This is a genomic window from Sodalis sp. RH14, assembly GCF_047324285.1.
Lineage (GTDB): Bacteria > Pseudomonadota > Gammaproteobacteria > Enterobacterales > Enterobacteriaceae > Acerihabitans.
The window spans coordinates 4,925,457-4,951,058 of record NZ_CP178739.1; the positions used below are offsets into that span (position 1 = coordinate 4,925,457).

The 25,602-nt window shown below is 56.6% G+C and carries 22 protein-coding genes; 3 read left to right on the top strand and 19 right to left on the bottom strand.

What is annotated here, in order from left to right; all coding sequences use genetic code 11:
- Positions 1 to 5 precede the first annotated feature (5 nt).
- A complete protein-coding gene (locus ACL2XQ_RS22400; RefSeq protein ID WP_410013495.1) occupies positions 6 to 1,073 on the top strand; it encodes an SDR family oxidoreductase in 1,068 nt (355 codons plus the stop codon).
- 22 nt (positions 1,074 to 1,095) lie between these two features.
- On the opposite strand, the gene ACL2XQ_RS22405 is transcribed toward ACL2XQ_RS22400, so the two are convergent.
- The 14 genes from ACL2XQ_RS22405 to ACL2XQ_RS22470 all read right to left on the bottom strand — a co-directional run bounded on the left by ACL2XQ_RS22405 (position 1,096) and on the right by ACL2XQ_RS22470 (position 18,325).
- Positions 1,096 to 2,061 carry a D-2-hydroxyacid dehydrogenase family protein gene (locus ACL2XQ_RS22405; RefSeq protein WP_413739732.1) on the bottom strand — a complete coding sequence of 322 codons (966 nt, stop codon included), beginning with the start codon at positions 2,059 to 2,061 and terminating at the stop codon, positions 1,096 to 1,098.
- Positions 2,062 to 2,120: 59 nt separating this feature from the next.
- A complete protein-coding gene (locus ACL2XQ_RS22410) occupies positions 2,121 to 3,731 on the bottom strand; it encodes a methyl-accepting chemotaxis protein (protein WP_413739733.1) in 1,611 nt (536 codons plus the stop codon).
- Positions 3,732 to 4,036: 305 nt separating this feature from the next.
- Positions 4,037 to 5,704 (bottom strand): methyl-accepting chemotaxis protein, encoded by a 1,668-nt coding sequence (locus ACL2XQ_RS22415; protein ID WP_413727660.1) that lies wholly within the window; start codon positions 5,702 to 5,704, stop codon positions 4,037 to 4,039.
- Between the two features lie 445 nt (positions 5,705 to 6,149).
- Complete coding sequence (locus ACL2XQ_RS22420) at positions 6,150 to 7,196, bottom strand: pyridoxal-phosphate dependent enzyme (protein ID WP_410013491.1); 1,047 nt, start codon at positions 7,194 to 7,196, stop codon at positions 6,150 to 6,152.
- A 162-nt stretch (positions 7,197 to 7,358) separates the two neighbouring features.
- Positions 7,359 to 8,402: an iron-containing alcohol dehydrogenase gene (locus ACL2XQ_RS22425; protein ID WP_413727659.1), complete on the bottom strand. Its 1,044-nt coding sequence runs from the start codon at positions 8,400 to 8,402 to the stop codon at positions 7,359 to 7,361.
- Positions 8,403 to 8,567: 165 nt separating this feature from the next.
- A complete protein-coding gene (locus tag ACL2XQ_RS22430) occupies positions 8,568 to 9,614 on the bottom strand; it encodes a DMT family transporter (RefSeq protein ID WP_413729414.1) in 1,047 nt (348 codons plus the stop codon).
- A 9-nt stretch (positions 9,615 to 9,623) separates the two neighbouring features.
- Positions 9,624 to 10,001 carry a 4-amino-4-deoxy-L-arabinose-phosphoundecaprenol flippase subunit ArnF gene (gene arnF / locus ACL2XQ_RS22435; RefSeq protein ID WP_413739734.1) on the bottom strand — a complete coding sequence of 126 codons (378 nt, stop codon included), beginning with the start codon at positions 9,999 to 10,001 and terminating at the stop codon, positions 9,624 to 9,626.
- Positions 9,998 to 10,348 carry a 4-amino-4-deoxy-L-arabinose-phosphoundecaprenol flippase subunit ArnE gene (arnE, locus tag ACL2XQ_RS22440; protein ID WP_413731913.1) on the bottom strand — a complete coding sequence of 117 codons (351 nt, stop codon included), beginning with the start codon at positions 10,346 to 10,348 and terminating at the stop codon, positions 9,998 to 10,000. Before arnE ends, arnF begins: the two co-directional genes overlap by 4 nt.
- Positions 10,345 to 12,009, bottom strand: a complete 1,665-nt coding sequence (gene arnT, locus ACL2XQ_RS22445; RefSeq protein ID WP_413729411.1) for a lipid IV(A) 4-amino-4-deoxy-L-arabinosyltransferase — start codon at positions 12,007 to 12,009, stop codon at positions 10,345 to 10,347. Before arnT ends, arnE begins: the two co-directional genes overlap by 4 nt.
- Positions 12,006 to 12,911 carry a 4-deoxy-4-formamido-L-arabinose-phosphoundecaprenol deformylase gene (gene arnD, locus ACL2XQ_RS22450; protein ID WP_410013485.1) on the bottom strand — a complete coding sequence of 302 codons (906 nt, stop codon included), beginning with the start codon at positions 12,909 to 12,911 and terminating at the stop codon, positions 12,006 to 12,008. The genes arnT and arnD overlap by 4 nt, the downstream gene beginning before the upstream one ends.
- Positions 12,908 to 14,890, bottom strand: a complete 1,983-nt coding sequence (gene arnA, locus ACL2XQ_RS22455) for a bifunctional UDP-4-amino-4-deoxy-L-arabinose formyltransferase/UDP-glucuronic acid oxidase ArnA (protein WP_410016731.1) — start codon at positions 14,888 to 14,890, stop codon at positions 12,908 to 12,910. The genes arnD and arnA overlap by 4 nt, the downstream gene beginning before the upstream one ends.
- Complete coding sequence (arnC, locus tag ACL2XQ_RS22460) at positions 14,890 to 15,870, bottom strand: undecaprenyl-phosphate 4-deoxy-4-formamido-L-arabinose transferase (RefSeq protein ID WP_410013484.1); 981 nt, start codon at positions 15,868 to 15,870, stop codon at positions 14,890 to 14,892. Before arnC ends, arnA begins: the two co-directional genes overlap by 1 nt.
- Entirely contained in the window at positions 15,857 to 17,011 is a 1,155-nt protein-coding gene (gene arnB, locus ACL2XQ_RS22465; protein ID WP_413739735.1) for a UDP-4-amino-4-deoxy-L-arabinose aminotransferase, read from the bottom strand. The genes arnC and arnB overlap by 14 nt, the downstream gene beginning before the upstream one ends.
- A 477-nt stretch (positions 17,012 to 17,488) precedes the next feature.
- Positions 17,489 to 18,325, bottom strand: a complete 837-nt coding sequence (locus ACL2XQ_RS22470) for an SDR family NAD(P)-dependent oxidoreductase (protein WP_413739736.1) — start codon at positions 18,323 to 18,325, stop codon at positions 17,489 to 17,491.
- A 184-nt stretch (positions 18,326 to 18,509) separates the two neighbouring features.
- On the opposite strand from ACL2XQ_RS22470, the gene ACL2XQ_RS22475 reads away from it, so the two are divergent.
- The gene (locus tag ACL2XQ_RS22475) at positions 18,510 to 19,124 is read left to right on the top strand and encodes a TetR/AcrR family transcriptional regulator (RefSeq protein ID WP_410013481.1); all 615 of its coding nucleotides are present in this window, start codon (positions 18,510 to 18,512) and stop codon (positions 19,122 to 19,124) included.
- A gap of 49 nt (positions 19,125 to 19,173) precedes the next feature.
- Here ACL2XQ_RS22475 and ACL2XQ_RS22480 read toward each other — a convergent pair whose 3' ends face one another.
- The gene (locus ACL2XQ_RS22480; protein WP_410013480.1) at positions 19,174 to 19,671 is read right to left on the bottom strand and encodes a DUF1003 domain-containing protein; all 498 of its coding nucleotides are present in this window, start codon (positions 19,669 to 19,671) and stop codon (positions 19,174 to 19,176) included.
- Positions 19,672 to 20,657: 986 nt separating this feature from the next.
- Between ACL2XQ_RS22480 and ACL2XQ_RS22485 the strand changes: the two genes are divergently transcribed.
- Complete coding sequence (locus ACL2XQ_RS22485; protein ID WP_410013479.1) at positions 20,658 to 21,569, top strand: LysR family transcriptional regulator; 912 nt, start codon at positions 20,658 to 20,660, stop codon at positions 21,567 to 21,569.
- Between the two features lie 73 nt (positions 21,570 to 21,642).
- Here ACL2XQ_RS22485 and ACL2XQ_RS22490 read toward each other — a convergent pair whose 3' ends face one another.
- The 4 genes from ACL2XQ_RS22490 to ACL2XQ_RS22505 are packed head-to-tail and all read right to left on the bottom strand — an operon-like array spanning position 21,643 to position 25,524.
- Positions 21,643 to 22,359, bottom strand: coding sequence for an ABC transporter ATP-binding protein (locus tag ACL2XQ_RS22490; RefSeq protein ID WP_410013478.1), 717 nt, complete (start codon positions 22,357 to 22,359; stop codon positions 21,643 to 21,645).
- Positions 22,356 to 23,231: an ABC transporter ATP-binding protein gene (locus ACL2XQ_RS22495; RefSeq protein ID WP_413739737.1), complete on the bottom strand. Its 876-nt coding sequence runs from the start codon at positions 23,229 to 23,231 to the stop codon at positions 22,356 to 22,358. The genes ACL2XQ_RS22490 and ACL2XQ_RS22495 overlap by 4 nt, the downstream gene beginning before the upstream one ends.
- The gene (gene livM, locus ACL2XQ_RS22500; protein WP_413721478.1) at positions 23,228 to 24,598 is read right to left on the bottom strand and encodes a high-affinity branched-chain amino acid ABC transporter permease LivM; all 1,371 of its coding nucleotides are present in this window, start codon (positions 24,596 to 24,598) and stop codon (positions 23,228 to 23,230) included. The genes ACL2XQ_RS22495 and livM overlap by 4 nt, the downstream gene beginning before the upstream one ends.
- An 11-nt stretch (positions 24,599 to 24,609) precedes the next feature.
- Positions 24,610 to 25,524, bottom strand: a complete 915-nt coding sequence (locus ACL2XQ_RS22505; protein ID WP_410013475.1) for an ABC transporter permease subunit — start codon at positions 25,522 to 25,524, stop codon at positions 24,610 to 24,612.
- Positions 25,525 to 25,602: the final 78 nt, after the last annotated feature.

A 25,602-nucleotide genomic window follows, 5' to 3' on the forward strand; every position in this document is an offset into this window, starting at 1 on the left:
AAGCTATGCAACATCGTGCCTTAATCGTCGGCGTTAGCGGCATTATCGGCAGCGCGCTGGCAGTGAAATTATTGCACAGTGGGTGGCGGGTCTACGGTTTATCCCGTGGCCGCACGCCGGTGCCGGAAGGCTGCGAAGCCATCGTTGCCGACCTCACCGACGGGCAGTCCGTGGCGGCGGCGTTGAAAGATCTTGCGGTCGATCGCGTGTTTTTCACCGCCTGGTCGCGTCAGGCTACGGAAAAAGAAAATATCCGCGTGAACGGCGCCATGGTCAGTCATGTCCTGGATGCGCTGGGCGCCTCTATGGCAGGCGGCCATGCCGCGCTGGTCACCGGGCTGAAACATTACCTCGGTCCCTTTGAGGCTTATGCCACCGGCGCGGTCCCCGTCACGCCCTTTCGCGAAGAACAGGGGCGGCTGCCGGTGGACAATTTTTATTACGCCCAGGAAGATCGCCTGTTCGCCGCGGCCAAACGCCATGGCTTCACCTGGAGCGTCCATCGCCCGCATACCATCGTTGGTTATGCCATCGGCAATGCCATGAATATGGGGGTAACGCTGGCGGTTTATGCCACGCTGTGCAAATACACCGGCCAGCCGTTTATTTTCCCGGGTTCCGCCATGCAATGGCACGGCCTGACCGATATGACCGATTCCCGGCTGCTGGCCAGTCACCTGGAATGGGCCGCCACCCATGACCAGGGGAAAAACCAGGATTTTAACGTCGTAAACGGCGATATCTTCCGCTGGCGGTGGATGTGGTCGCAGATAGCCGATTATTTTGGCGTGTCGCCGGCGCCGTTCCCCGGCCAGGCGTCACCGCTTGGCGAGCGCATGCAGGACGCGCCGGCGCAGTGGACGGACATTGCCGCGCGCTTTGGCCTGCGCGAGGCCAATATCGATAACCTGGTCTCCTGGTGGCATACCGACGCCGACCTCGGCCGGCCGATGGAAATCGTGACCGATATGAGCAAAAGCCGTAAGGCCGGTTTTACCGGCTACCAGGATACCCGCGACAGCTTTATCGACCTGTTTGACCGTCTGAAAGCCGAGCGTATTATCCCGGCGTAACCGCCAGATCCCGGCGGCCCGGTTATGCCAGCAGCCGGATAGGCCGGCCGGCGTGCCAGGCCAGGATATCCTCGATCATATCGCTGAAGAACACCTGGTAGCTTTCACGGGTTACGTAGCCGATATGCGGCGTCGCCAGGACATTATCCATGGCGCGAAACGGATGCGCCGCCGGCAGCGGTTCCTGGTCAAAGACATCCAGGGCCGCGCCGGCGATGCGCCGTTCGTGCAGCGCGGCAATCAGCGCCGCCTCATCAATTATCGGTCCGCGCGCGGTGTTGACCACATACGCCGTGGGTTTCATCAGCGCCAGCGATGGCGCGTCCACCATTGCGCGGGTGCGCCCGCTCAATACCAGATGGACGGATAAGACATCCGCCTGTGCAAACAGCGTTGCTTTATCAACATAGGTCACACCTGATTCGGCCGCCCGCTCAGCCGTCAGGTTTTCACTCCAGGCGATAGTCTCCATGCCGAAGGCCTGCGCATAGCGGACCACCTTCCGGCCTATCTTGCCCAACCCCAGGATACCGAGCGTGCGGCCGTGCAGGCTGGTGCCCAGCCCCTGCTGCCAGCCGCCCGACCTCAACGCAGTCGCCTCCGCCAGCAGGTTGCGGGTAAGCGCCATAATCAACGCCCAGGTCAGTTCGGGGGCGGCATAGGGATTGCCGTCGGTGCCGGCGACGCTGATGCCCAGCTCTCCGGCGGCGGCAATATCAATCGCGGCATTTTTCATGCCGCTGGTCACCAGCAGCTTTAACTGCGGCAACTGCATCATGAGCGCGCGGTCAAAACGGGTCCGTTCACGCATGGCGCAGATAACGTCATAGCATTGCAGCCGTGCGGCCAACGCCGCGGTATCGGCGGGGAACTCGTGCAAAAATGTCACGTCGCCGACCGGCGTCAGCGCAGACCAGTCCACGACCTGACCGGCGACGGATTGCCAGTCGTCGATAACCGCAATACGTACAGGGGATAATTGGCTCATTTTATTCCTCGCAGTGGCACAAAGGATGGCAGGAAAATATCATCGGCTTTTCCGGCCGGTCATGCCAGCGCGAACTTACTGACGCTTTGCCGCAAACGTTGGGAATGGCCGATAAGCGCATCGGACGCTGTGGCGCACGCCAGGGTCAGCAGATTGCTTTGCGCGATTTGATCGTTGAGCTGTTTAATTTCACCGGCGATGGTATTCACCCCTTCGCTTTGCGACGCGGCGTTGCGCTGCAGTTCATCCAATAACAATGCCACCCCCTGCACCGCCTGGACAATATCGTGGTATACCCGGTCCAACGCTTTTACCCGGCTGAAACCGCTGTCGATGTGCCGGTGGGTGGATTGGATCAGCATATCGATATCACGCGTCGACCCACCGCTTTTTTGCGACAACAGGCTCATTTCCCGCGCCACCACTGAAAATGTGCGGCCGTTTATCCCTGAGTGGGCCGCTTCGATGGCCGCGTTCAACGACAACAGTTTGGTTTGCATGGAGATGCCGTCGAGGAAGGTCACGATGCCGGCTATTTTTTCCGACTCCGCCACGATCTCATGCATTTTTTTATCAACCTCCGTCACCATCTCGCCACAGCGCCGGGTCAACGCCTCCGCATCACTCATATGACGTGTGGCATTACCGGCGAACTGCGCTCCGGTTTCCGCTTCCTGCGCCACATGGTTTAACCGCTCGCCGATAGTTTGAAAAGCCTGGGTCTGGTGCCGGTTATGCTGGCTGACGCGCTGGTTATGACTGGCGATGTCGCCGGCGCCCCGCATCACCAGGGAAGATATTTCATTGATTTCATTGACGATATGTTGCAAGCCCAGTTGCATCTGGCCGATACCTTGATTCAGATCCACGATCTCCCGCGACTGCCAGCGGGAGGCCGTCATAGGTTCGCTGAGGTTGCCGGTAGCAATCTGCGCCATATGGCGCAGGGCGTGGTCGAGAGGCATGATAACGGCATAGGACAGGGCCAGGCCGGCTAGCGCCAGCAAACCTGCCAGCAACGCCGAGATACCAAGCGACAGGCTGCGACCGGTGGTCAGCGAGGATAATATCGCTTGGTTAAAGCGCCCGGCTTCGGCGGTATCCTGGCTTAGCCGCTGATAAAACGCCGTGTTGAATTGTTCCTGAAACGCCTGGATGGGCACCATGAAAAACGAATCGATATTATCCGCGCGCAGTCCCTTTAACTGCTCATTCAGCCCGTCAAACACCAGGGCGAAATTCTGGCGCAGAGCGGCGTCGTTATCCTGCGCGCCATCCAGCTTTTGATAATCGGCAAAAAAGGACTGAGCCGCTTTTAGCGCTGTGTCGGCGCTGTCGGCCAAGGCCTGCCAACTGCCGACGGAGCCGCTTTGTTTATCCTGCATAAAATAAACGCCGGCGCGATTGATATTATCGCTGGCGGTCAATAATTCTATACGGGATTTATTCATTAACGCCTGACGTTCCGTCATGGCGTGGGCGGTGGTGATATTGCTTTTCATATGGGTGACCAACTGAGAAAGCAACGCGATAGAGAGGCATTGCAACAGACAAAACAGCAACAGGAACAGGACAAACCCGCCGCGCAGGCTGGTCATCCATTGCGGCGCGTCGATGCGCGGTAATCGCCATCTGCGGCCCTTGAAACCACCTTGACCAATAACCAACATGATTTTATCCATCATAAATAAAATGCAGTATTCGACGGCTTGATGTCAGTGATGTTACAGCGGGGCAATCGGGGCGGTAAAAAACCGTATCCCCGGCGCTAAGTCAAATAAGCGGCAGGATATGCGGCATGGATAACGCAATGGATAACGCAATAGGACGGTCTTGATCCGCGGCGTTCGCAACGCGCGCGCCGGGGGTTAAGGGGCGAAGAGAGGGAAGATCGTCTGGCGGCGGGACGGTGGGCGCCTAGCGGCGGCCGACACTTTTCCGGCAGCCACCAGGCGTTATTCAAAAAGGATTGACGTTAAAATGTTTCCCAATTTTCGTTAAGTTTTTCCCGGCCAGCCGGCGTTTTTAATCCGTCCTTTGGCGCCGCGGCGCAAGACGATATCGAGGTGTCTGTTTTCAGCAATCGCCCCGCCGCCGGCAATTGAAATACCGACACGGTTTCCGTCAGCAAACGGGCCTGCTCTTCCAACGATGCCGCCGCCGCCGCGGATTCCTGCACCAGCGCCGCGTTTTGCTGGGTTACCCCGTCCATTTCCGCCACCGCGGTGCTGACCTGGCTGATGCCCCGGCTCTGTTCTTCCGAGGCCGAGGAGATCTCGCTCATTAAATCCGTCACGCGGTTTACCGCCTGCACAATACTGTGCATGGTCTCGCCGGCGCGCGAGGCCTGCACGGACCCCGTGCTTACCCGTTCAACCGACTCCGCAATCAGCCCTTCAATTTCTTTCGCCGCCTGGGCGCTACGTTGGGCCAGACTGCGCACTTCTCCCGCCACCACGGCGAATCCACGACCCTGTTCCCCCGCCCTGGCCGCCTCCACCGCGGCGTTTAACGCCAGGATATTCGTCTGGAAGGCAATGCCGTTGATGACGCCGGTGATATCGGCAATTTTTTTCGAACTGGTGGTGATGCTGCTCATCGTGGCCACCACCTCATCGACGATTTCGCCGCCTTTTTTAGCGGTATTGGAAGCATCCTGTACCATTTTATTGGCCTGGAACACATTTTCCGTATTTTGCTTAACCGTCGCGCTTAGCTGCTCCATGCTCGCGGCACTCTCTTCCAGGGCCGCCGCCTGTTGCTCGGTGCGCGAGGAAAGATCGGTATTGCCCCGGCTGATTTCCCCCGCGCCCTGGTAAATGGAGGCGGAACCGTCGCGAATGGCGGAGACCGTGCGGATCAGGTTCTGTTGCATTTCCTGCAAATAGGGGAATAGCAGGCCCACATTGTTACGGCCGAACACGGCGATGGTATCGCCCAAATGTCCGCCGGAAAGCGTGTGCAGCTGTACTTTAAACCGTTCCAGCGGCTTAATCATGCAGTTGACAAGATAGCGGTCGGTCAGGACCAGGATGATAAGTCCGGCCACGATGGCCGCAATCAATATTTTTTTGCACCAATCGACCACCACCGCCACCTGCAGCGCGCCTGCCTGCGACATGGCCTCGCTTTTGAATTTTTCCGCCGCCGCGCCGAAAGCCTGGCTGAACGGCGGTGATTGCGTCCGGTATATGCGGCGGTATTCATCCATATTTTTCGCCTGGGCCGCCTGCAATAAAGGCTCCATTCCCTGATTAATAAGCTTGGTCCAGCTGCTGATGATGTTTTCAGTTACCGCGGGGTCAATAGAGGGATGTTGCCGCGCTTTGAACTCATCAAGCGCCGCTTTGGTGCTCTGCATGGCGGTAATAGCCGTCGCCAGTACCTTATCGGCATCCCCTATTTCGCCAGTCTGGACATAATCCATGGCCCGCGACAGGCGCGTAACGGTGCGAAAATACTGGTCGTTGCCGTGGGTGACAATATCAATGTCTTTCTTCTGATCTTCACTGACTGCTAATAGATGGTTTACCTGATTCAGCGAGGACAGGGTAAATGCGGAAACCCCACCCCACAGTACCATAAAAAAACCAAGTGTTATTAAGAGTATAACTCGAATACTGGTATTTTTTAGAACACGCATAGGTACTGCTCCTGTTAATTATTTCTATGCTGGCTTGTGCGCATATGTTTGGCATGCATGGAGGATGGGGGGAAGCGTAAGAACATTTATTGCACCATTCATGCCCAGCCCAAACTGGAAATGATTTTTGCGCGCCGATCTGTCCGTTTAATGAAATCAAATATTGTCCACACCCTGTGAAACGACTTATCTGAGATACAATGGTTATCGGCAAACGTTAACAAAGCTTGATAGAAGATGAAGAAAAAAAAGATCAAAAACAGACAGTTAGCTAGGCGTGTACTCGGCTGTTAATAAATAAGGGTTTTAGGGGTTTTTTCCCCTTTAATTTCACGAAAAAAATATACGTATTATCTTATATGAGCCGCTAATGGGCGGCGGCATTGGGCATATTCAGCGCAAATACCGCCAATGTAATCCCGGTATAATTTGCCGGTGATGATCCTTACAGCATAACGCCCGCCCGGTCCGAACGGTTTGCGCTAGTGAAAAAAACCTCGCCCTTTTCACGGTCGCTGTCGCTACCCGCATCGGCAAACAGCGTTACCACCTGTTGATCGGGACCCAGCGTTTGCGCCAGGCGGCAAGCGCTCTTCCAGTTAGCCGCCGATGAGGCGCCGATGCGTATGCCGGTCAGGTGATAAAATTCATACATTGCCGCCAGCGACTCTTGCCAGCCAATCAGGCTAAACGGCAGCACGTCGAGCTGCATGCGGCTGATAAACGGCTGGCGGAAACCAAAGCCCATGCCGCCGGCACCGGCAAATTTATCCCGGCCGTTAGGCGGAGCCAGGGTGCCGAAAGGCAATTCCCTGGGCGTGGTGCCCTGCACTTTTAGCGCCGGATTATCCTGCGCCAGCGCGGCGTATACCCCGGATAAGGTCCCGCCGGTGCCCACCGCCGCCACCCAGCCGCCGGCCTTGTCGCCGCGCAGCTGACGGCGGATTTCCTGGCCGGTGCCGTGTTGATGTACGGCGACATTCACCAGGTTCCGGTGTTGGGCAAGCAGGGTCCAGCCGGGGTCCGCCAGCGCAATTTCCTCGGCGCGGGCCATTAATCCCAGCAGGAAATACCGGGAGTCCACCAGGGTCAGCCCGGCGTTGGCTTCCCGCAAGGCCTTAACCAATACCTCCGGCGAGGAGTCCGGGATAACCAAATGCACGGCGATATCGCACATATTGCCCAGCATCGCCAGCGCGCGGCCCATATTACCGCCGGAAGCATCAAGCAGCTTCAGCGGTCCCTGGTGAAAATCGTGCTTGTTTACCGCCTCGCAGAACATGCCAAACGCGGTGCGGTCCTTGACCGATCCGAAGGGATTTTCAAACTCCAGCTTCGCCATTATGCTGGCGCCGCCCTCAGGACCGGGTACCGGCATCAACGTGGTATTGCCCAAGGCTGCATGAAAAGAGGACAGTTGGGGAAACATATCCAGTGCCTTAGAGGGATCCGGCGCACGATCAATATCGTTGAATAATTCCAGGTTCATCATCGTTCCTTGAAAGAATCTATTATGCGGGAGCATAATTATCCTATGATTAACATCATGATCAATAAAGAATTATTCAATAAGTTATTTTTCTCAGCTCCACTTTGCCGCCTGGTTATTTCATATAAAAGCGGCCAATATCGTCTCTGTCTGGCGCGACGCTGGCTATTTTATCTCAGTAAGAATGCTCTTTATAAATATGTCGGATATGGCATTATTGTATTTATCGCCAAAGGTATTCTCCCATAGGCAGGTCAAACTATCCCGGGTCGCATTCATTACCGATAATATTTTTTGTCGATCCGCGCTGGGGCCGGCGTTAATCTTATAATCCACCGCATATTGGCGACAAAATGCAAAAGCGACCTGGGCGTATTGGTCAAAAAAAAACCTCAGGTGGCCGAGCGCCACTAAATTGGCCTTCGAATGGCAAATGCCCATGGCATTTGATACGCCATACGATAATGCATGGACCGCGCCTAACGATCCGCCAAGTAATGAAAAAGCGCTGGTATAATTGGCATAATAAGCTAATTGGCACCATTTGCTATCCTGCGGATGGTAGCCGCTTTTGATGATTTCATTAAAGATCGAAATGACGTTACGGCAGGCGGTGCGCGACGCATGCGACCCTTTAATACCCTCCAGGCATTCCATGGCATGAATGTAGCCGTTCAGCAGCACGGGGATGCCGGTTTCCGCGCTTACCGAGGCAAAGAAGCGGGGATCCACCAGCGCGACTTCCGGCCTGAGGTAAGGTGAAGTCAGGTTCTGCTTGTAGCCGTCGCCGCTTAATACCGCGGATGCGCTAAACTCCGCCGCCGTGCCGGGTATCGTGGGGGCGACAATAATCGGCAATCCTGGACGGATAACCGTATCCTGGTCGCACAGCTTTTCCACATCTCCGCCGTTGGTTAATGTTATGGCGATGGCCTTGCCGAGATCCATGGTTGAGCCGCCGCCAACGGCAATGATATTTTCGGTTCGTGGATAATTATTTACCGCTGCATTCACATCTTCCATGGTCGGTTCCCTGGTCACCAACAGGATATTCTTTCGTTTTAGCAGGCTGATGGTTTCTTTAATAATTTCATGGTTAACAACATTTACGTCAATTAATATTAAAGCATTATTTATGATATTTTTAGAGAAGTAAGTCTGTAGCATACCGGCGGACATTAATACATTTGTGGTAATATTCAGATTCATTACACACCTCTTCACCTATGACAATGAGTGTACTTACCATTTTTAAATTATATTTATTCCTTATTCTACCGTTTGTTTTTAAAACCCATGGGCAATAAACTCTACTCTTATAAATATTTTTTTATTTTAATTAGTTCATTACGAGTTAATCGGCACGACATAAAATTAATGATCGTGGCGGTGATGGGCGTCGGGGAAATGCGGATGGGAATGGGCCATGGGGTCATGTCGATGCCAATGCCGGTGAACGGTTCCCGGTGCCGGCGTTTCCTCATGCGAATGTTGATGATGCTCATCATGGCGGTGTTCATGATCGTGCGCCATGGGCGCGTGGACATGAGGATGCTGATGACGCTCGGTAAGGTGCAATCCGATGCCCAACGCCATCAGCGCCCCGGCGGCAAGCATTTGCAGCGTCAGCGTATCGCCGAGGACGACGGCCAGCGCGGCGCCGAAAAACGGCGCCACGGAAAAATACGCGCCGGTGCGGGCGGTGCCGAGCTGGCGCAGGCCGACCACAAACAGCGCCAGGCTGACGCCGTAGGCCAGGAACCCGAGCGTCAGTGCCCCTGCCGCCTCGGGCCAGCTGGGGAAGGCCACGCCGGCGGCAAAGGCCAGCGACAGATTCACCAGACCTGCCGCCAACCCTTTTACGGCGGCGATCCAGGTCGCGTCGGTTAAAGAAACCTTGCGGGTAAGGTTATTATCGATACCCCAGGCGAAACACGCGCCCAAAATGGCAAGCGCAGGCCACAGACCGGCAAAACGGGCCTCGCCCGGCCAGCTCAGCACCACGGCGCCGGCCACGATCGCCGCCATGCCCAATGCAATGCGGCGATCGACATTCTCTTTAAAGGCAAACCATGCCAGCAATGAGGTGAAGACCCCCTCGGCATTGATCAGCAGGGACGCGCCCGAGGCAGGCATGGCGGCAAGCCCCAGCATCAGCAACACCGGGCCGATAACGCCGCCGGTGATAATGGCGCCGGCAAACCACGGCACTTCCGCCCGCGGCATACTGATCCTGGGGGCGCGCCTGATAAACCGGTACAGCGTCAGCCCCAGCCCGGAACCCAGGTAAAGCAATCCCGCCAGCAGCCAGGGGTTGACGCTGGTTAACAGCAATTTCGCCAGGGGCGTTCCCGCGCCGAATAATATCGCGGCACCCAGCGCCGCCAGTACGCCGGGATGGCGCAGCCCATTTTGCATCATGACCCCAACCTATGGGTGATGGCGATGGATAAGCCACACGCCGAATAAAATAAACGCCACGCCCAGGGTCTTGGCCGCGCTGGCCGCTTCGTTAAACATCGGCAGCGCGATCGCGGCGCAATAGACCAGGGCATAACTGATGCTGAGCAGGGAATAGGCCAGGCTGAGCGGCAGATAGAGCAAAGCGCAGAACCAGCATAACATCGACAGGATGTAACCCAGCACACCCACCGCCACCGCCAGCAGAGGTATACCGTAATGGATGGCGAAGGCCGGCGTCAATGCCTTTAGCGACAACAGCGGGATCTGCTGCATCCCCCACTTCATCAGCAGTTGCGCCAGGGTGACCAGCAGCACGCTGGTCGCCGCCCAGAGATAACCCTTCATGGATTCAGACCCATCAGCACGATGCCGACCATAATGGCCGCCACGCCCCACCAGTGGCGGGACGTGGCGCGCTCATGGAAGATGCCCTGCGCGGCCAGCGTGACCAGCACAAAGTTCAGGCTCAGCACAGGATACGCCACGCTCAGCGGCAGGCGTTGCAAAACGCCAAGCCAGAACAGCAGCGCCACGCCCAGCAAAACCAGCGCCCCCGCCAGCCAGCCCAAGGTTGCCATGCGCCGGTTTTGCCGCGGCGGGCATTGCTGCCAGCGCACCGCGGCCTGTTTCTGACATAACTGCCCCGCGCAGGTGAGAACGCTGACCAGAAGTATCAGCAGATATCCGCTCATGGCCGTTGCCGGTACAGCACCAATGCCAGATGGGAGCTGCGTTGCATGGCATCGGGCGCGGGCAGGTAAACCGGCAGCCGGTTGTCGTCGGGCAGGCGGAGGAGAAGCGCCACATCCCCTTGCCTGCGCGCCGTTGCCAGCCAGCCGGGGAAATCCTGCTCGCTGATAAAACGCCCGCGCGCGTCGGGATAAGATAACCCATAGGTCAACTCGCCGCGCTCACGAAACATTTTCACGTCATCGCGCCTGAGCTCCCAGGCTATGGCGGTCGCCAGGCCCACGCTGTTGCTCAGCACGTATTGGCTGTGGCGCAGCACGCCGGCATTGGCGCGTATAATGTGCTGCGGCAGCTTATTGTCGATCACCCGCTGGGGAATGGCATGGCCCACCACCAGGCTGAACAGGACGGGACAGGCCGCGGCCCAGGCCCAGCGCCGCCCACCCTGGCGCCAGGACACGGCGGCAAAGAGAGCCCAGCCGGCGAATCCCAGCAGGCTTAGCGCCACCTTGGGCCATTCATCGTGGCCTAATATAATCACCTGCGGCAGCAGCCCGGCGCCCAGCGCCGCGATAGCCGCCATGCCCAACAGACCGAAGGCGCCGTTGATCACCGCGTTAAGGCGGAAAACCCGCACGCGGCGGGATGCGATGCAATCTTGCGCATATGCGGCCATCAGCAGGCTCAGCGGCGCCATGCACGGCAAGATATAGGTAAGCAGCTTGCCTTTGGCGAGACTGAAAAACACCAGCGGCATCAGCATCCAGCACAGCAGGAAAAACAGCTCCGGCCGCGTCGCCCGCTCACGCCAGCCCTTGAGCAGAGATCCCGGCAGCAGCGCCAGCCAGGGCAATGATCCCGCGATGATAACCGGCAGGTAGTACCATACCGGCGCTTTATGCTGCGCGTCGTCATCGGCAAAACGCTGGATATGCTCAATCCAGAAAAAATAGTGCCAGTAATCCGGCTCACGCCGGGCAACGGCCAACGCCCAGGGCAGGCTCAGCGCCACCGCGGCCAGTACCGCCACCGGGCCGAAGATCAGCAGATCTTTCAGCCGGCGCCGCTGGATGGCGACGGGCAGCGCGGCAATCACCGGCACCGCCAGCGCCAGGAAACCCTTGGTCATAAAACCCAAACCGCAGGTAATCCCCAGCAGGATATAGGCGCCCAGCTTATCGCGCGCGCCGCTCGCGTTGATCGCCAGATAAAAACTGACCATCGACGCCGTCAGCCACAGCGACACCATGGGATCAAGCACGCTGTAGGTGCCGACGCCGAATACCAGCAACATCGAAAGGAATATCAGCGCGGCCAGGCACGCGGTGCGGCGCGCTTGCCACATCATCATGGCCAGCACATACACCAGCAGCGCGCTGGCGCCGGTGCTCAACACCACCCCGAAACGTACGGCGAAATTAGAATCGCCGAACAGCCATTGGCTGATATTGTTAATCCAGTAACCCAGTACCGGCTTTTCAAAATAACGCACGCCCAGCAGATTAGGCACAATCCAGTCGCCGCGCAGCAGCATTTCGCGGCTGGTCTCGGCATAGCGGATTTCATCGGGCTGCCATAACAAACGGCTGTTCAAAGGCAGCAGATAGACCAGCGCATAAAACAGCGCCAGTATCGCCGCCCAGTAATGTTTAATTAATTTCATGGCGGTGAATTTGCCGGGGCCTGGCAACACAGCCAGCCTTCCCGTCCGGGAAAAGGGGAACGGACGACACGCCCCACCGGCACCGTGGAGACGTCGGCCGGCAACAGGTCGGGCAACGGGCAAAAGGTGATGCCCTGCTGCTGCGCGCGTTGTAATAATTGCTCGAATAACGCCGACTGCGATCGCCCTTCCACTTCACTATGGATGGTGTAGACCGGCACACCGCTATCCCGGGCGATCCGCCCGAGGATATAATCGTTGAAATTTTCCAGACGCGCCTCTTTGCCGATGACTTCGTCAAAGGTAGGCAAGGTGACGGGAATCTGTACCGCGCCGATACGGTTATCGCTTAATAGCGGCCGGAAAGGATGGCGGCCGCGGCAGTCGCTATTGTAGTAAAAACCGAAATTCTCCTTCGCCGCCAATACGCGCGTATCGGCGCGCCAGCCCGCCGCGGCGGAGCACGTTACCGGCCGCCCGATGCTCGTCTCCAGCGCCTCCACGCCCAGCCGGATCTGCCGCTCCAGCTCGGCGTCAGGCCAACGCCCGGCCTTGGCCTGCCATCCCTGGTGATCCCAGGCATGAAGGCCGACGTCATGTCCCGCCATCAAGGTCTGTTTCATTAACGGTCCCTGGGACGGGGTAATGCATCTGCCCGGCCAGGCGGTGCCGGCCAGCAGGATATCCCAGCCATAAAGGGAAGCCGCCTGGGAACGCAGCATCTTCCATAAAAAACGCGGGCGCAGCAGGCGCCATAAATGGCGCCCCATGTTATCCGGGCCGACGCTGAAAAAAAAGCTGGCCTTGATATCATACTTTTCAAACAGTTCCAGCAAACGCGGCACCCCATCACGGGTGCCGGTGAAGGTATCCACATCAACCCGCAGGCCGACCTGCCTCACGCGTCCACGCCTTCTTTAACCGTGCTGCGCAGGAAGAAATCCAGCGTCTGGTCAACGGTGCGCCGCATCTCGACGGTCGGCTGCCAGTTCAGTAAGCGGCGGGCGTTTTCAATGCTCGGTTTGCGATGTTCGACGTCCTGATAGCCGTTGCCGTAATAACTTTTGCTTTCGATATCCTTAAAGCCGGCAAACGGCGGGAAATGATGGCGCAGCGGATGGTTTTCAAAACTGTCCAGCAGCATTTGCGCCAGTTCACGGATGCTGGCCTCGTTGCCGGGGTTGCCGATGTTGATGATCTGGCCGTCGCAGCGGGCGTCGCGATTTTCGATAATGCGAAACAGTGCCTCGATGCCGTCGCTGATATCGGTGAAACAGCGTTTTTGCTCGCCGCCGTCCACCAGCTGTATCGGCGATCCCTCCACCAGATTCAGGATCAATTGGGTAATGGCGCGCGAACTGCCGATTCGCGCGGCATCCAGGTTATCCAGGCGCGGCCCCATCCAGTTAAACGGCCGGAACAGGGTGAACTTCAGGGTCTCTTTGGCGCCGTAGGCCCAGATGACCCGATCCAGCAATTGCTTGGATACCGAGTAGATCCAGCGCTGTTTATTGATCGGGCCGACGATGAGCCGGGAGCGATCCTCGTCGAATTCCTTATCATCGCACATGCCGTAGACCTCGGAGGTGGAGGGGAAAATAATGCGCTTACGGTATTTCACGCAGTCGCGCACTATTTTCAGGTTTTCCTCGAAGTCCAGTTCAAATACGCGCAGCGGATTGCGGGTATATTCGATAGGCGTGGCGATGGCGACCAGGGGCAGCACCACGTCGCATTTCTTGATGTGGTACTCCACCCATTCCGAGTGGATGCTGATATCCCCTTCCACGAAGTGGAAACGCGGGTTCGTCATAAAACGGCCGACGGCGTCCGAACTGATATCCAGGCCATAGACTTCATAGCCGTCCTCACGCAACAGGCGTTCAGTCAGATGGTTGCCGATAAATCCGTTTACGCCGAGGATCAGGACGCGGGTCCGGCGCCGCTGCGCGGGGCTGGGTTTAGCCGCCAGCCGCACGCCGGCCATCATGCCCATCTCCCGCGCCAGCCGGCTGCCCTGCAAAAATAAACCGGCTTCGCTCTGCCCGGTGATAATCTCCAGCGCGCCGTCGCCGCAGGCAATGGTCAGCGGTTCGGTGGCCAGCACGGTACCCGGCTGTTTATCATGCCGGATATCCCGGGCGCGCGCGTTCCAGACGATAAGCTTGCGCTGGCCCAAATAGCTGAAGGCGCCTGGATAGGGTTCCGTTACGGCGCGCACCAGGTTGGCGATATCGTGCGCGCAATGATGCCAGTAAATCTCACCGTCGGCGGCGGTGCGGCGGCCAAAGTGGCTGGCTTCTTTTTCATTTTGCGGCGTCAGGCTAAGGGTGCCCGCCTTCAGCGGCGGCAATAAATCGCGCAACAGTCGTTCCGCCGCGTCGCTGAGTTTGGCATGCAGCGTTAACGCGGTATCGTCCGGGGCGATATCAACCGCGGCTTGCCCGGCAATATCCCCGGCGTCCGCACGCTTGACCATGCGATGCAGCGTAACGCCGGTCTGTTTTTCACCCTTGACCAGCGCCCAGTTCACCGGCGCGCGGCCGCGATAACGCGGCAACAGCGACCCATGCAGGTTAAAGCCGCCCCGGGGCGCCAGCGATAAAATATCCTCGCACAGCAGCTGACGATAATAAAACGAGAAGATAATCTCGGGTTTCAGGTTGCGGATAGTCTCAACCCAGAGCGGATGGTTGACATCGTCCGGCGCGTAAACCGGCAGCTCGAGACTCGCGCCCAGCCGCGCCACCGAGGGGAAAAACCTGTTTTCGTCCGGGGCGTCGGTATGGGTGAACACGGCCTGTATGTCATAGCCGGCTGCCACCAAGGCTTTTAAACCGATGCAACCAATATCATGGTAGGCAAATACAATAGCTTTCATCATTCTTCTTCCTGGGTAGTCGAGGACGGCCGGGCGCCGATCACCTGCTGCACGAAATAACGGGGTCTGGCGCGGACATCGTTGTAAATGCGGCCGATGTATTCGCCCAGCAGCCCCATGCCGACGAACTGCGCGCCAATAAAGGTAAAAAGCACCGCGAACAGGGTAAAAACCCCCTCGGCCGCCCACGTGGGCCCAAGGAGCAGGCGCAGGGCGATCAGGATGATCGAGAGGGTGAACCCGGAAATGGCGATAATGCTGCCGACCACGCTTAACAGGCGCAGCGGCGTGGTGGTCAGGCAGGTCACCAGGTCGTACATCAAATTGATTAACTTCATCAGGCTGTATTTGGAATCGCCGAACTCGCGCTCGGCGTGCGCCACCTCAATCTCGATGGTGCGCCGGGCAAAAGAATTGGCCAGGATGGGAATAAATGTGCTGCGCTCATGGCAGTGCAGCATCGCTTCCACCACCTGGCGGCGGTAGGCGCGCAGCATGCAGCCGTAATCGCCCATCGCCTTGCCGGTGGCGCGCTGGATAAGACGGTTAATCATGCGCGAGGCGCATTTGCGGAACCAGGAATCCTGGCGCCTGGCCCGCACTGTTCCCACCACGTCATAGCCTTGTTCCGCCACGCTCACAAGCCTTGGGATCTCCTCCGGCGGATTTTGCAAATCGGCATCAAGGGTGATGACCAAATCGCCGCTGGCCTGGATAAAACCAGCCATGATGGCGGAATGCTGGCCGTAATTGCGATTGAGCATTACGGCGACGATATGGTTTTCCGGCGTCTGCGCCGCCGCCGTCATCAGCTCGATCGAATCGTCGCTGCTGCCGTCGTCCACCAGGATAATTTCATAGGATTGGGTTAACCGCCCGCAGGCGGCGACGGTACGCGTAATTAACGCCGGCAGGCTTTCCTGCTCATTAAATACGGGAATAACCACCGAGACCTTAGTAATAGGTTCAACGCGCGACAATGTTCAGCTCCAACACAGAAAACAAGGCGGCAACCACCCGATCGACATCGCTGTCGGCCATATCCGGAAACAGCGGCAGGGTACACAGACGGGCTGAATTCCATTCGGTCTCCGGCAAGGACACCTGTGGATAACGGTCACGGTAATATTTTTGCGTATGCGCGGCGCGGAAATGCAGGCCGGTGCCGATGCCCTTCGCCTGTAAACGGTTCATCAGTTCATCGCGGTCCAGCCCGCAGCGCTCGGGATCGATACGCACCATAAACAGATGCCAGGCATGCTGATGATCGTAGGCCGGCAACCCGAGCGGCAGAAACGGGGAACCCGCCAGAGCGTGGAGATAGCGCCCGGCAAGAGACCTACGACGGGCGTTCAACGCCGGCAGGCGGGCCAGTTGCACCACGGCGATGGCCGCATGGATATCGGAGAGGTTATATTTGTACCCCGGCTCCACCACTTCGGCCTGCGGCTTGCGCCCCTGCTGACGGCGATCGAAGGCGTCGGCGCCCAGGCCGTGAAATTTCAGCCGCCGCACGCGCTCCGCCAGGGCATCGTCGTCGGTGCCGACCAGGCCGCCTTCGGCGCAGGTCATGTTTTTAATGGCGTGGAAAGAAAAAATCGCCGTACCCGTGGCGCCGATCCAGCGCCCTTTATAACGGGTGCCCACCGCATGGGCCGCATCTTCGATTAAAGGTATGGCGTGGCGGCGAGCCACGGCGCGCAGCGCATCCAAATCCAGCGGCGCGCCGGCGTAGTGCACCGGCACGATGGCCCTGGTGCGCGGGGTAATAGCCGCCTCCACCGCCGCCGCCGTGACCATCAGCGTGTCGCGATCGACATCGACCATCACCGGACGCGCGCCCAGCAGCTCGATCATGTTCAGCGTGGAAACCCAGGTCTGGGAAGGGGTAATGACTTCATCACCGGGGCCGATGCCCAGCGCCGCAAGGACCAGATGCATGCCGGCGGTGGCGGAGCATACCGCTATGGCGTGTTTACAGCCGAAAGCGGCGCAAAAGTCCGCCTCCAGCCGCTGGTTTTGTGGTCCGGTGGTGATCCAGCCGGAGCGGAGAACGTCGCCCACGGCCGCAATTTCGTCCTCACCAATGGAGGGACGGGAAAAAGGTAATAGTTGATCCATAAATAAAATCGAATCCAAAAATGCATTTTGAAAGTACTATACCGACCAATAATTAAACGAAGATTAAATTTAAAAAAGAAAGCCTGATTTAATATTGCCGCCGTAGCCATGGCAAAGAACAAGGCAACGTATTTAGGCAGGGAAAAGTGAGTTATATCATGCTTCAGGCATCCCGCGTTTTTCGCCGCAGAATTATTACACCGGTTAAGCAATTGTAAAATTAAATTCTTCTAACGCCTTTGCAATAAACAGCGCGGCTCAACCTGGGTTTGAATATTTCAACGGCGACGGAACTTTTATGAAAGAACGGAATATGAAAATATTATTAATGTAATGACGTTACCTGCCCGGCTCTATTCTTACAGAATTCAGAGGTCTCCGTTGATATTCCCCGCATCGGTCTCTGGCATACTATAAGGAGGAGGCGCGGATTATCATTATCCGCGTAGCCCCGCGCGACATCCTCCCCCCGAGAGGTTATTGCGCCGCGGTCATCGTCACATGATAGCGCGTGGCCGGGCGTCCCCGGTTAACCTTACTGAACAGTTTAAGGCGCGCCTGAGTGTAATCCGCCAGCAGCCCGGCCTCTTCCAGTGAAGGCAGGGTTATGGCCTCGCCCATATCCAGACCCGCCAGCGCGGCGTCCACGCACTGCCCGGCCTGCATTATTGTGTCGGGGTCCAGCGTGGAGAGGGGCACGCCGGAAATATCCCAAATTTCCGTGGCGGTGGTGGCCGGAGCCACTAACTGAATCCTGACATTGGTATCGGCGAATTCCAGTTGGAGCGCCTGGGTGAAGCCGAGCACAAAGGACTTGGTGCCGCTGTAGACGGCGCTGCCGACGATGGAACTGAATCCCAGCACCGAGCCGATATTGATAAGCGTACCGCGGTTTCGCGCTCTGAATCCCGGCAGGACCGCCAGGCTAAGCCGGGTCAGCGCGGTAACATTTAAATTCAGCAGCGCCGCCACCGCCGGCGCGGGTGTCTGCTCGGCCGCCACCATCAGCGAGGTGCCTGCGTTATTGACCAGCAGGGTGATGGACGCATCGGCGGCCAGGATAGCGGCCACCCGGTCCAGATCGGCCGCCACGCCCAGATCCGCCACCAGGGTACGCGTTTCATGGCCGTAACGGGAGCGCAATTCCTCCGCCAGCGCCGACAGGCGATCGCCGCGGCGCGCCACCAGCAATAGATCATAACCGCGCTCCGCCAGCCGGCGGGCATACACTTCGCCGATACCCGACGACGCGCCGGTGATAACCGCGGTGCCACTGGCATCGCTGACAGGGTGAGTATCTGTTGGTTTCATCATCTTCTCCTAATAAGGTCGGTTGCCCTGCGGCCAGGCCGCAGAAGGGTTTTGCCACCAAACATGACATCCATCATGTTTGATGGTAAGTAACATGATGCTCGTCATGCTTGATGGCGACAAGCATGACCGCTATCATGTATACTTGTCAAGCCATGGCGGCAAACCGACGACAATAGGATGGAAGATGAGATATCCCGCGGCCGAAACGGCAGAAAAACATCAACGTATTCTCCAGGAAGCGGCACGGCTGTTTCGTGAACGCGGTTTCTCGGGCGTGAGCGTCGCCGAGATTATGAAGGCCACCGGCCTGACGCACGGTCCCTTCTATAATCATTTTGCGTCCAAGGAAGCATTAATGCAGGAGAGCTTCGAGTATCGGGCGCAGACGACGCTTGCCGGTATAGATGAAGCCGCCGCCACGCCGGCAGGGCTGCTGGACTACGTTGATCATTACCTGAGCGTTCAGCATCGCGATAACCCGGCCCTCGGTTGCCTGGTGTCGGCGCTGGCAACCGAAATCGCCCGGGAAGAGACCGTCAGGCCGTCCCTGACCCGGCTGGTGGCCGCCACGGTTGAACGGCTGACCCGTTATTTCCCCTGGCGCAGTAATAAACACGCCCGGGGCGACGCCATTCGTCTGCATGCGTCGATGGTGGGGGGCATTATCCTGGCGCGCGCGGTCAACGACGAGGCGTTTTCCCGGGAAATCCTGCGCGAAGTCAATGCCGGGATACAACGGTTTGCGCGCGCGGGGGCCGCCGGCAATGATAATGTCCAGGGCGGACGGGTGGAAAACTAGCGGCAGGCGGCGGGCGCCGCCTCAATAGCGATGTTGCCGGCCGGTTGGGTCAGCCTTGTTTTTGCTTGATCTCTTCAAGCTGCCGGGTGATCTGCGCCAGCTGTTCTTTTATTGACGTGACGATGTCGCCTTCCAGATAATCAATTTTATCGTGCAGCGCATACATTTCCAGATCGGATTTCACATTCACGTTGGACGCGATTTCCGCGCGGTAGCGGTCCACTTCCCCTTCCCGCTTCTGGCTCATCATAATGGCCGGTGCGGTATAGGCGGCTTGAAATGATAAGAAAAGATTCAGTAAAATAAAGGGATAAGGATCGAATCCGCTTTTACCGACGGCCAGGTTATATCCGGTCCAGCCGATGATAATAATGGTTTGGGTAATGATAAAGGTCCAGGTGCCGATAATGGCCGTGATCCTGTCGGCTAAACGTTGGCCCAGGGTCCGGGGCGCAACGGAATCAGATGACGGCATCAGCAGCGTGGCATGCTCGCTTCTGCTGCTGGCGCGTAACTCTTCAAGTTGCTTTTTGGATCTGGCATCCATGGTGCGTTTCCTTAATAAAGACGTTGAATTAACTGACATTATTATATTAGGAAAAATTATAAGTTATCTTTTGTGTTTTACCACTCGCTCCCGGCAGGAAATGTATATTAAATTGTTTCTGGCAATGCCATCAGAGCAAGAGACCGGCAAGCCGGGAACAGAGGTTAACCTTTACGATCTACCGCCGGCTTATACCATCATCCCGCGGTTTACCTCAACTTTTAGAGTAATCCAATGACCAGAATGGCGATACGGACCGGTTTTGCCTTAATCATCATCCTATTTTAAATCATCGCCCGCCCCGTCGCCCCCGTACCTGGCGGCGCTGGAAATCGTAAGCAATTGAAATTGATCAATTTTAAAAACGGCTGAATGCGTTCACATCATTTTCTTAACGTGTCAGCAGGCATAATCTGATATTGATGGCTAATATATTCGCTGGGGAATATATGCTGATAATTAGCATTGCCTTTTGCATGCCATGGCCATTTTCGATACATAGAGTTAACAAGCGTGAGCTGGTTAACATTATTCGCCAATTGTTCTAAAGGATTTCAATGAAGGACTTGTCAAATACTATACTAACGTCGTAACGTCTATTCACACCACTGATAACAGCGAAGCAACTCCAGCGATTGATGTTGCGTTGCTGGTTAACTGTTTTTTGAATAAATCAGTTGAACAAATAAAACCATCCATAATGATGGTTTTAAGACATTACTGAACATCTCATTTTTTTTCGAGTTAAGAGCGGCATTTCTTAAAAAATATTCTAAATAAGCCTAGCGCTGTTTATTATAGTTCTCAGTAAATTCAGCAATGATTTTTCGGTTGCTGCTGACACCCTTAATATCAATAATATTAATAATAAAATAGCCTGGCAATGTTATTTGAAAAAAACAAAATAATTTTAATAATTATTTTATTTTTAAAAATATTTTCTTATAAATCTAGTCAAGATAAGCAAAAGCCACCGGGGGCCTAATATGATCTTAATATCTAAAACATTACGGTATTTCATCGTGACCGCACAACAGCAGTCTATTCGGTTGGCGTCGATGATTCTCTGCATCACGCCATCCCCGCTTTGCCGGACAATTAAAATGTTCGAGTTAAGCCTTGGCCATAAACTGTTTTCCCGCACCAGCAATGGCTTAAAACTCACCAGTTACGGTAGCGAACTGTACGCAACGCTGCTACCGCTCTATCAGGAAGTGTGTGAACTGGAAAGCAAAATTCTGAAAAAAAACACCAATAAAAATCATATCGCCACCCAGTATAAACTGGGAATCGATCATCATGACTATTCCTATTTATCTCCTTTGCTTTCTGACTCGCCCTTCAAAAACGAGATTACCCTAGAATACTATGCTCCAGATAGCACGAGTATGGAAGACGTGCTCAAGGAGGGATTGTGCAAGATTTTTTTCTCGGATAAACCGCTACGCTGCCCGCCAGGGGTCATACATCAGCTTTTAGCGGAAGATGCCCTCATGCTGGCAGTCGGCAGCGATGTGAATATCCGCAATGTGCCCATAAATCAACTCTTGTATGATAAAGTCCTGGTGCAATACGAGGCGCAACTTCCTGGAAAGATCAATGAGGAGATAGATGCTCATTTGCAATTTAATAACTTAATGTTGAAACGGCTTCATGTCCCCACGTTTCAGGGACAGCTGTCGACGATTGAAAAGAGCGATGCCATTGGTTTTTTCCCCGCATCGGTAAAAAATATCATTGAAGAACGGCAGTATAAAATAAAATTACTGCCCTTTAAGTTCAGGAATAAAGAACTATTAATCCAGCGTCATATTTATTATTTTAAAGATGACAGCAATTGGGTTGAACAATATATCGCGCCACGCATAGCACCTGTTCCCAATAAGATAGCCTGCTGATAGTCGCGCGCCGGCGGAATGGCTGTTTAGCGCGGTCATTCCGGCCATGGAACGATATTGCGGTATTGCCGGGCTATATACCGCCTAAATAGGCCTTGCGTACCTCTTGGTTGCCCAGGAGTTCGGCCCCGCTGCCGCTAAGCCGGATCTGGCCGTTGACCATGACATAACCCCGGTCCGATAACTTCAGCGCGTGGTGAGCATTTTGCTCCACCAGGAAGATGGTCATGCCGGTGCGGGCCAGCTCGCGGAGAATCTGGAAAATGTGCTTGACGATGATCGGCGCCAATCCAAGACTCGGCTCGTCAAGCAGCAGCAGCTTAGGCCGGCTCATCAGCGCGCGCGCAATGGCCAGCATCTGCTGCTCGCCGCCGGAAAGCGTCATGGCGCGCTGGTTGCGGCGCTCACGCAGGCGCGGAAAAAGGTCGAACATCCGGAGCAAATCTTCGGCCTGATGGCGATTGCCGATGGGAATAGTGCCCATCAGCAGGTTTTCCTCCACCGTCATATCCGGGAATACCCGCCGCCCTTCCGGCGACTGGGCAATGCCGTTGGCGGCGATGAAATGAGTCGACTTGCGACTGATATCCTCTCCGCGCAATAGGATCTGCCCCGCGCTGATGCGCGGCTGGCCGAAGATGGACATCAGCAGCGTGGATTTGCCCGCGCCGTTGGCGCCGATCAGCGCCACCGTTTCCCCTTCATGCACCTGGATGGAAACCTGCCGCAGGGCCTGGATCGGACCGTAAAATACGTCCACATCGCGAAATTCCAGTAGAATGTCGGTCATAAGGCCAATTCCTCCTCGTCGGTGCCGAGGTAGGCGGCAATCACGCTTTCGTTATTTTGGATGGCTTGCGGCGTACCGGTGGCGATGACATCGCCATGATCGAGCACGATAATATGATCCGAGATGTCCATCACCATGCCCATATCATGCTCGATCAGCAACACCGTGATGCCATGGCGGTCGCGCAGCAGGCGGATAATTTTACTTAAGGTACGGGTTTCCACCGGATTAAGTCCCGCCGCAGGCTCGTCCAGGCAAATCACTTCCGGGTCGGTGCACATGGCGCGGGCGATCTCCAGCCGCCGCTGCTGGCCGTAGGACATTTCACCCGCCAGTCGGTTGGCGCAATCAACCAGTTCCACCACTTCCAGCCAGTAAAACGCACGATCCAGGGCGCGGTTTTCGGCGCGTTTATAGGCCGGCGTATTGCATATCCCGGCAATCAGGTTGCGGTTGGCCTGCATATGCTGCGCCACCAGCAGGTTCTCCACCACCGACATCTCGCGGAACAGGCGGATATTCTGGAACGTGCGCGCCAGCCCGGCGCGATTGACCAGATGGGTGCCGCCGAACATTTTATAAAAAACGCGCCGGCCCAGCCGGGCCGGATGGATAAAATCGGCGGCGCGAAATTTTTGCCCGAGGATCTGGATAATATTGGTGGGCCGCCCGCGGGTGTTGAGCATAATATTGCCGCCTGTGGCCTGGTAAAAGCCGGTCAGGCAGTTAAATACCGTGGTTTTACCGGCGCCGTTGGGGCCGATAAGCGCCGTTATGGAACCTCTGCGAACCTCGAGATTGACGTCGTTCAGGGCCTTAATGCCGCCGAAATGCATCATCAGGTGCTCGACGCTCAGGATAGTGTCGCTCATGGCGCCACCCCCTTACGGGCGGCGAAACCGGCGCGGCTGATACGGATAAGGCCGCGCGGCCGCCAGATCATCATCACCACCATCAGGATGCCGAACAGCAGCACCCGGTATTCGGCAAAACTGCGCAGCAGTTCGGGGGCCACGGTTAGCACAAAAGCGGCAATCACCACGCCGATGGTCGAACCCATGCCGCCCAGCACCACAATGGCCAGGATCAGCGCCGATTCAAAAAAGGTAAACGACGTGGGATTGACGAAACCCTGGTAAGTGGCGAAAAACACCCCGGCAATGCCGGCGGTGGATGCGCCGAGCGTAAAGGCCGACAGTTTAACCAGTACGTGGTTCAGTCCCATGGCGCGGCAGGCGATTTCATCCTCGCGCAGCGCCTCCCAGGCGCGGCCGATAGGCATGCGCGTCAGGCGGTGCTTGATATACAACACCAGCAGCACCACCAGGATCAGCACGCCGTAGATGAAAATAAACTTCAGGTTGGGATTATAGGGAATATTGAGGAACTCATGAATGGGTACCCCGCCCTCCCTGGCGCGGCGACCGAATTCCAGGCCGAAAAAGGTCGGCGACGGCACCGAGACGCCATTGGGGCCGCCGGTAAAAGCCAGCCAATTGTTTAAAATCAGCCGGATGATCTCGCCAAAACCCAGGGTCACTATCGCCAGGTAATCGCCATGCATGCGCAACACCGGGAAACCCAATAACGCGCCGGCTACGGCCGCCATGATTGCCGCCAGCGGTAGCATGGACCAAAATCCCAGGCCGAGATATTCATACCCCAGCGCCAGTCCGTAGGCGCCGATAGCATAAAACGCCACGTACCCCAGATCGAGCAGTCCGGCCAGGCCGACCACGATATTCAGCCCCAGTCCCAGCAGCACATAAATCAGGCCGAGAATTGCCACGGTCAGCAGGTATTTGGTCGCGACGAAGGGAAACAGCGCCGCGAGTACCAGGATCAACGGGATAATCCAGCGCAGGCGGCTTTTGTAGTCGGCGGGACGGACGTAGACGCCGCCGCTGTCGCCGTTAAAACGCAGTTGGAAACGTTGTCCCGGCCCGGTTTGCAGAAACAGGCTAAGGGCAAAACGCCCCGCCATCACCGCCAGGATAATCCAGGCCAGGCGCGGAGCGTGGAAATTGAAGCTGTAGCCGTCCAGCACCACGCCCACCACCGGGCCAAAAACAATCAGGGCAATAAAACCGGCCAGGACGGCATCAAGCAGGCATTGCCGGATATCCAGCCCTGCGGGCGGAGGCGATCCCGGGGAACGCGGCGCGGAGGTTGGCTTGTCCGGTGATTGAGCCACTGGAGGAGGCGTCCCGGCGGATTGCGGCGCTGTGGGTTGCGACATTATCTCTCCCTTTATACCTTAGCCACCAGTGGCCGGCCCAGCAGACCCTGCGGGCGAAAAATAAGAATGACCACCAGTAAGGAAAATGAAAATACATCTTTGTAATCGGAATTGACCATGCCCGAAAACTGCGCCTCGGCGACGCCCAGGATCAGGCCGCCCAGCATGGCTCCAGGCAGCGAGCCGATACCGCCCAGCACCGCGGCGGTGAATGCCTTAATGCCGATGATAAAACCGGCATAAAAATCAAAGGTGCCGTAGTTCATGGTAATCAATACCCCCGCCAGCCCCGCCATGGCGGCACCGATAACAAATACCCAGGAAATAACCCGGTCGGTATTGATGCCGAGGATCGAGGCCATCTTGCGATCCTGCTGGGTGGCGCGGCACATGCGCCCCAGCCTGGTGTGGCCGATAATATAGGTTAGCGCCAGCATCCCCAGCAGCGACGCCACCAGGATAAAGATCTTGGTATAAGTGAGCTGGACAAAGCTGTCGCCGATGTGGAACCTGAGCACCCCGTCCAGCATGGTGGGAATACCCTGTTGACGTGGCCCCTGGCTGATTTGCGCATAGTTTTGCAAGATAAGCGACATGCCGATGGCGGAGATCAGGGGCGCCAGCCGGGTAGAGTTGCGCAGGGGCCGGTAGGCAATGCGCTCGATAACCCAGCCGTAGACGCCCGTAACCGCGATGGTAAACACCAGGGTGCCGAGGATGAGCAGCGGAAACGAATGCAGGCCGAAAAACGACAGCAGCGCCAGCGCGATGGCGCACAGGTAGGCGGAAATCATATAGACTTCGCCGTGGGCGAAGTTGATCATGCCGATAATACCGTACACCATGGTATAGCCGATGGCGATCAAACCGTAGACGGCGCCCAGTGTCAGGCCGTTAAACATTTGCTGCAGGAAGGAAGAATCCATAGTTACACCGTCTCGTCTTGCTTACAGATCGCCCGGCGGCCAGAAAAGCGACCACCGCACGGCGCGCGGGGTATTTTC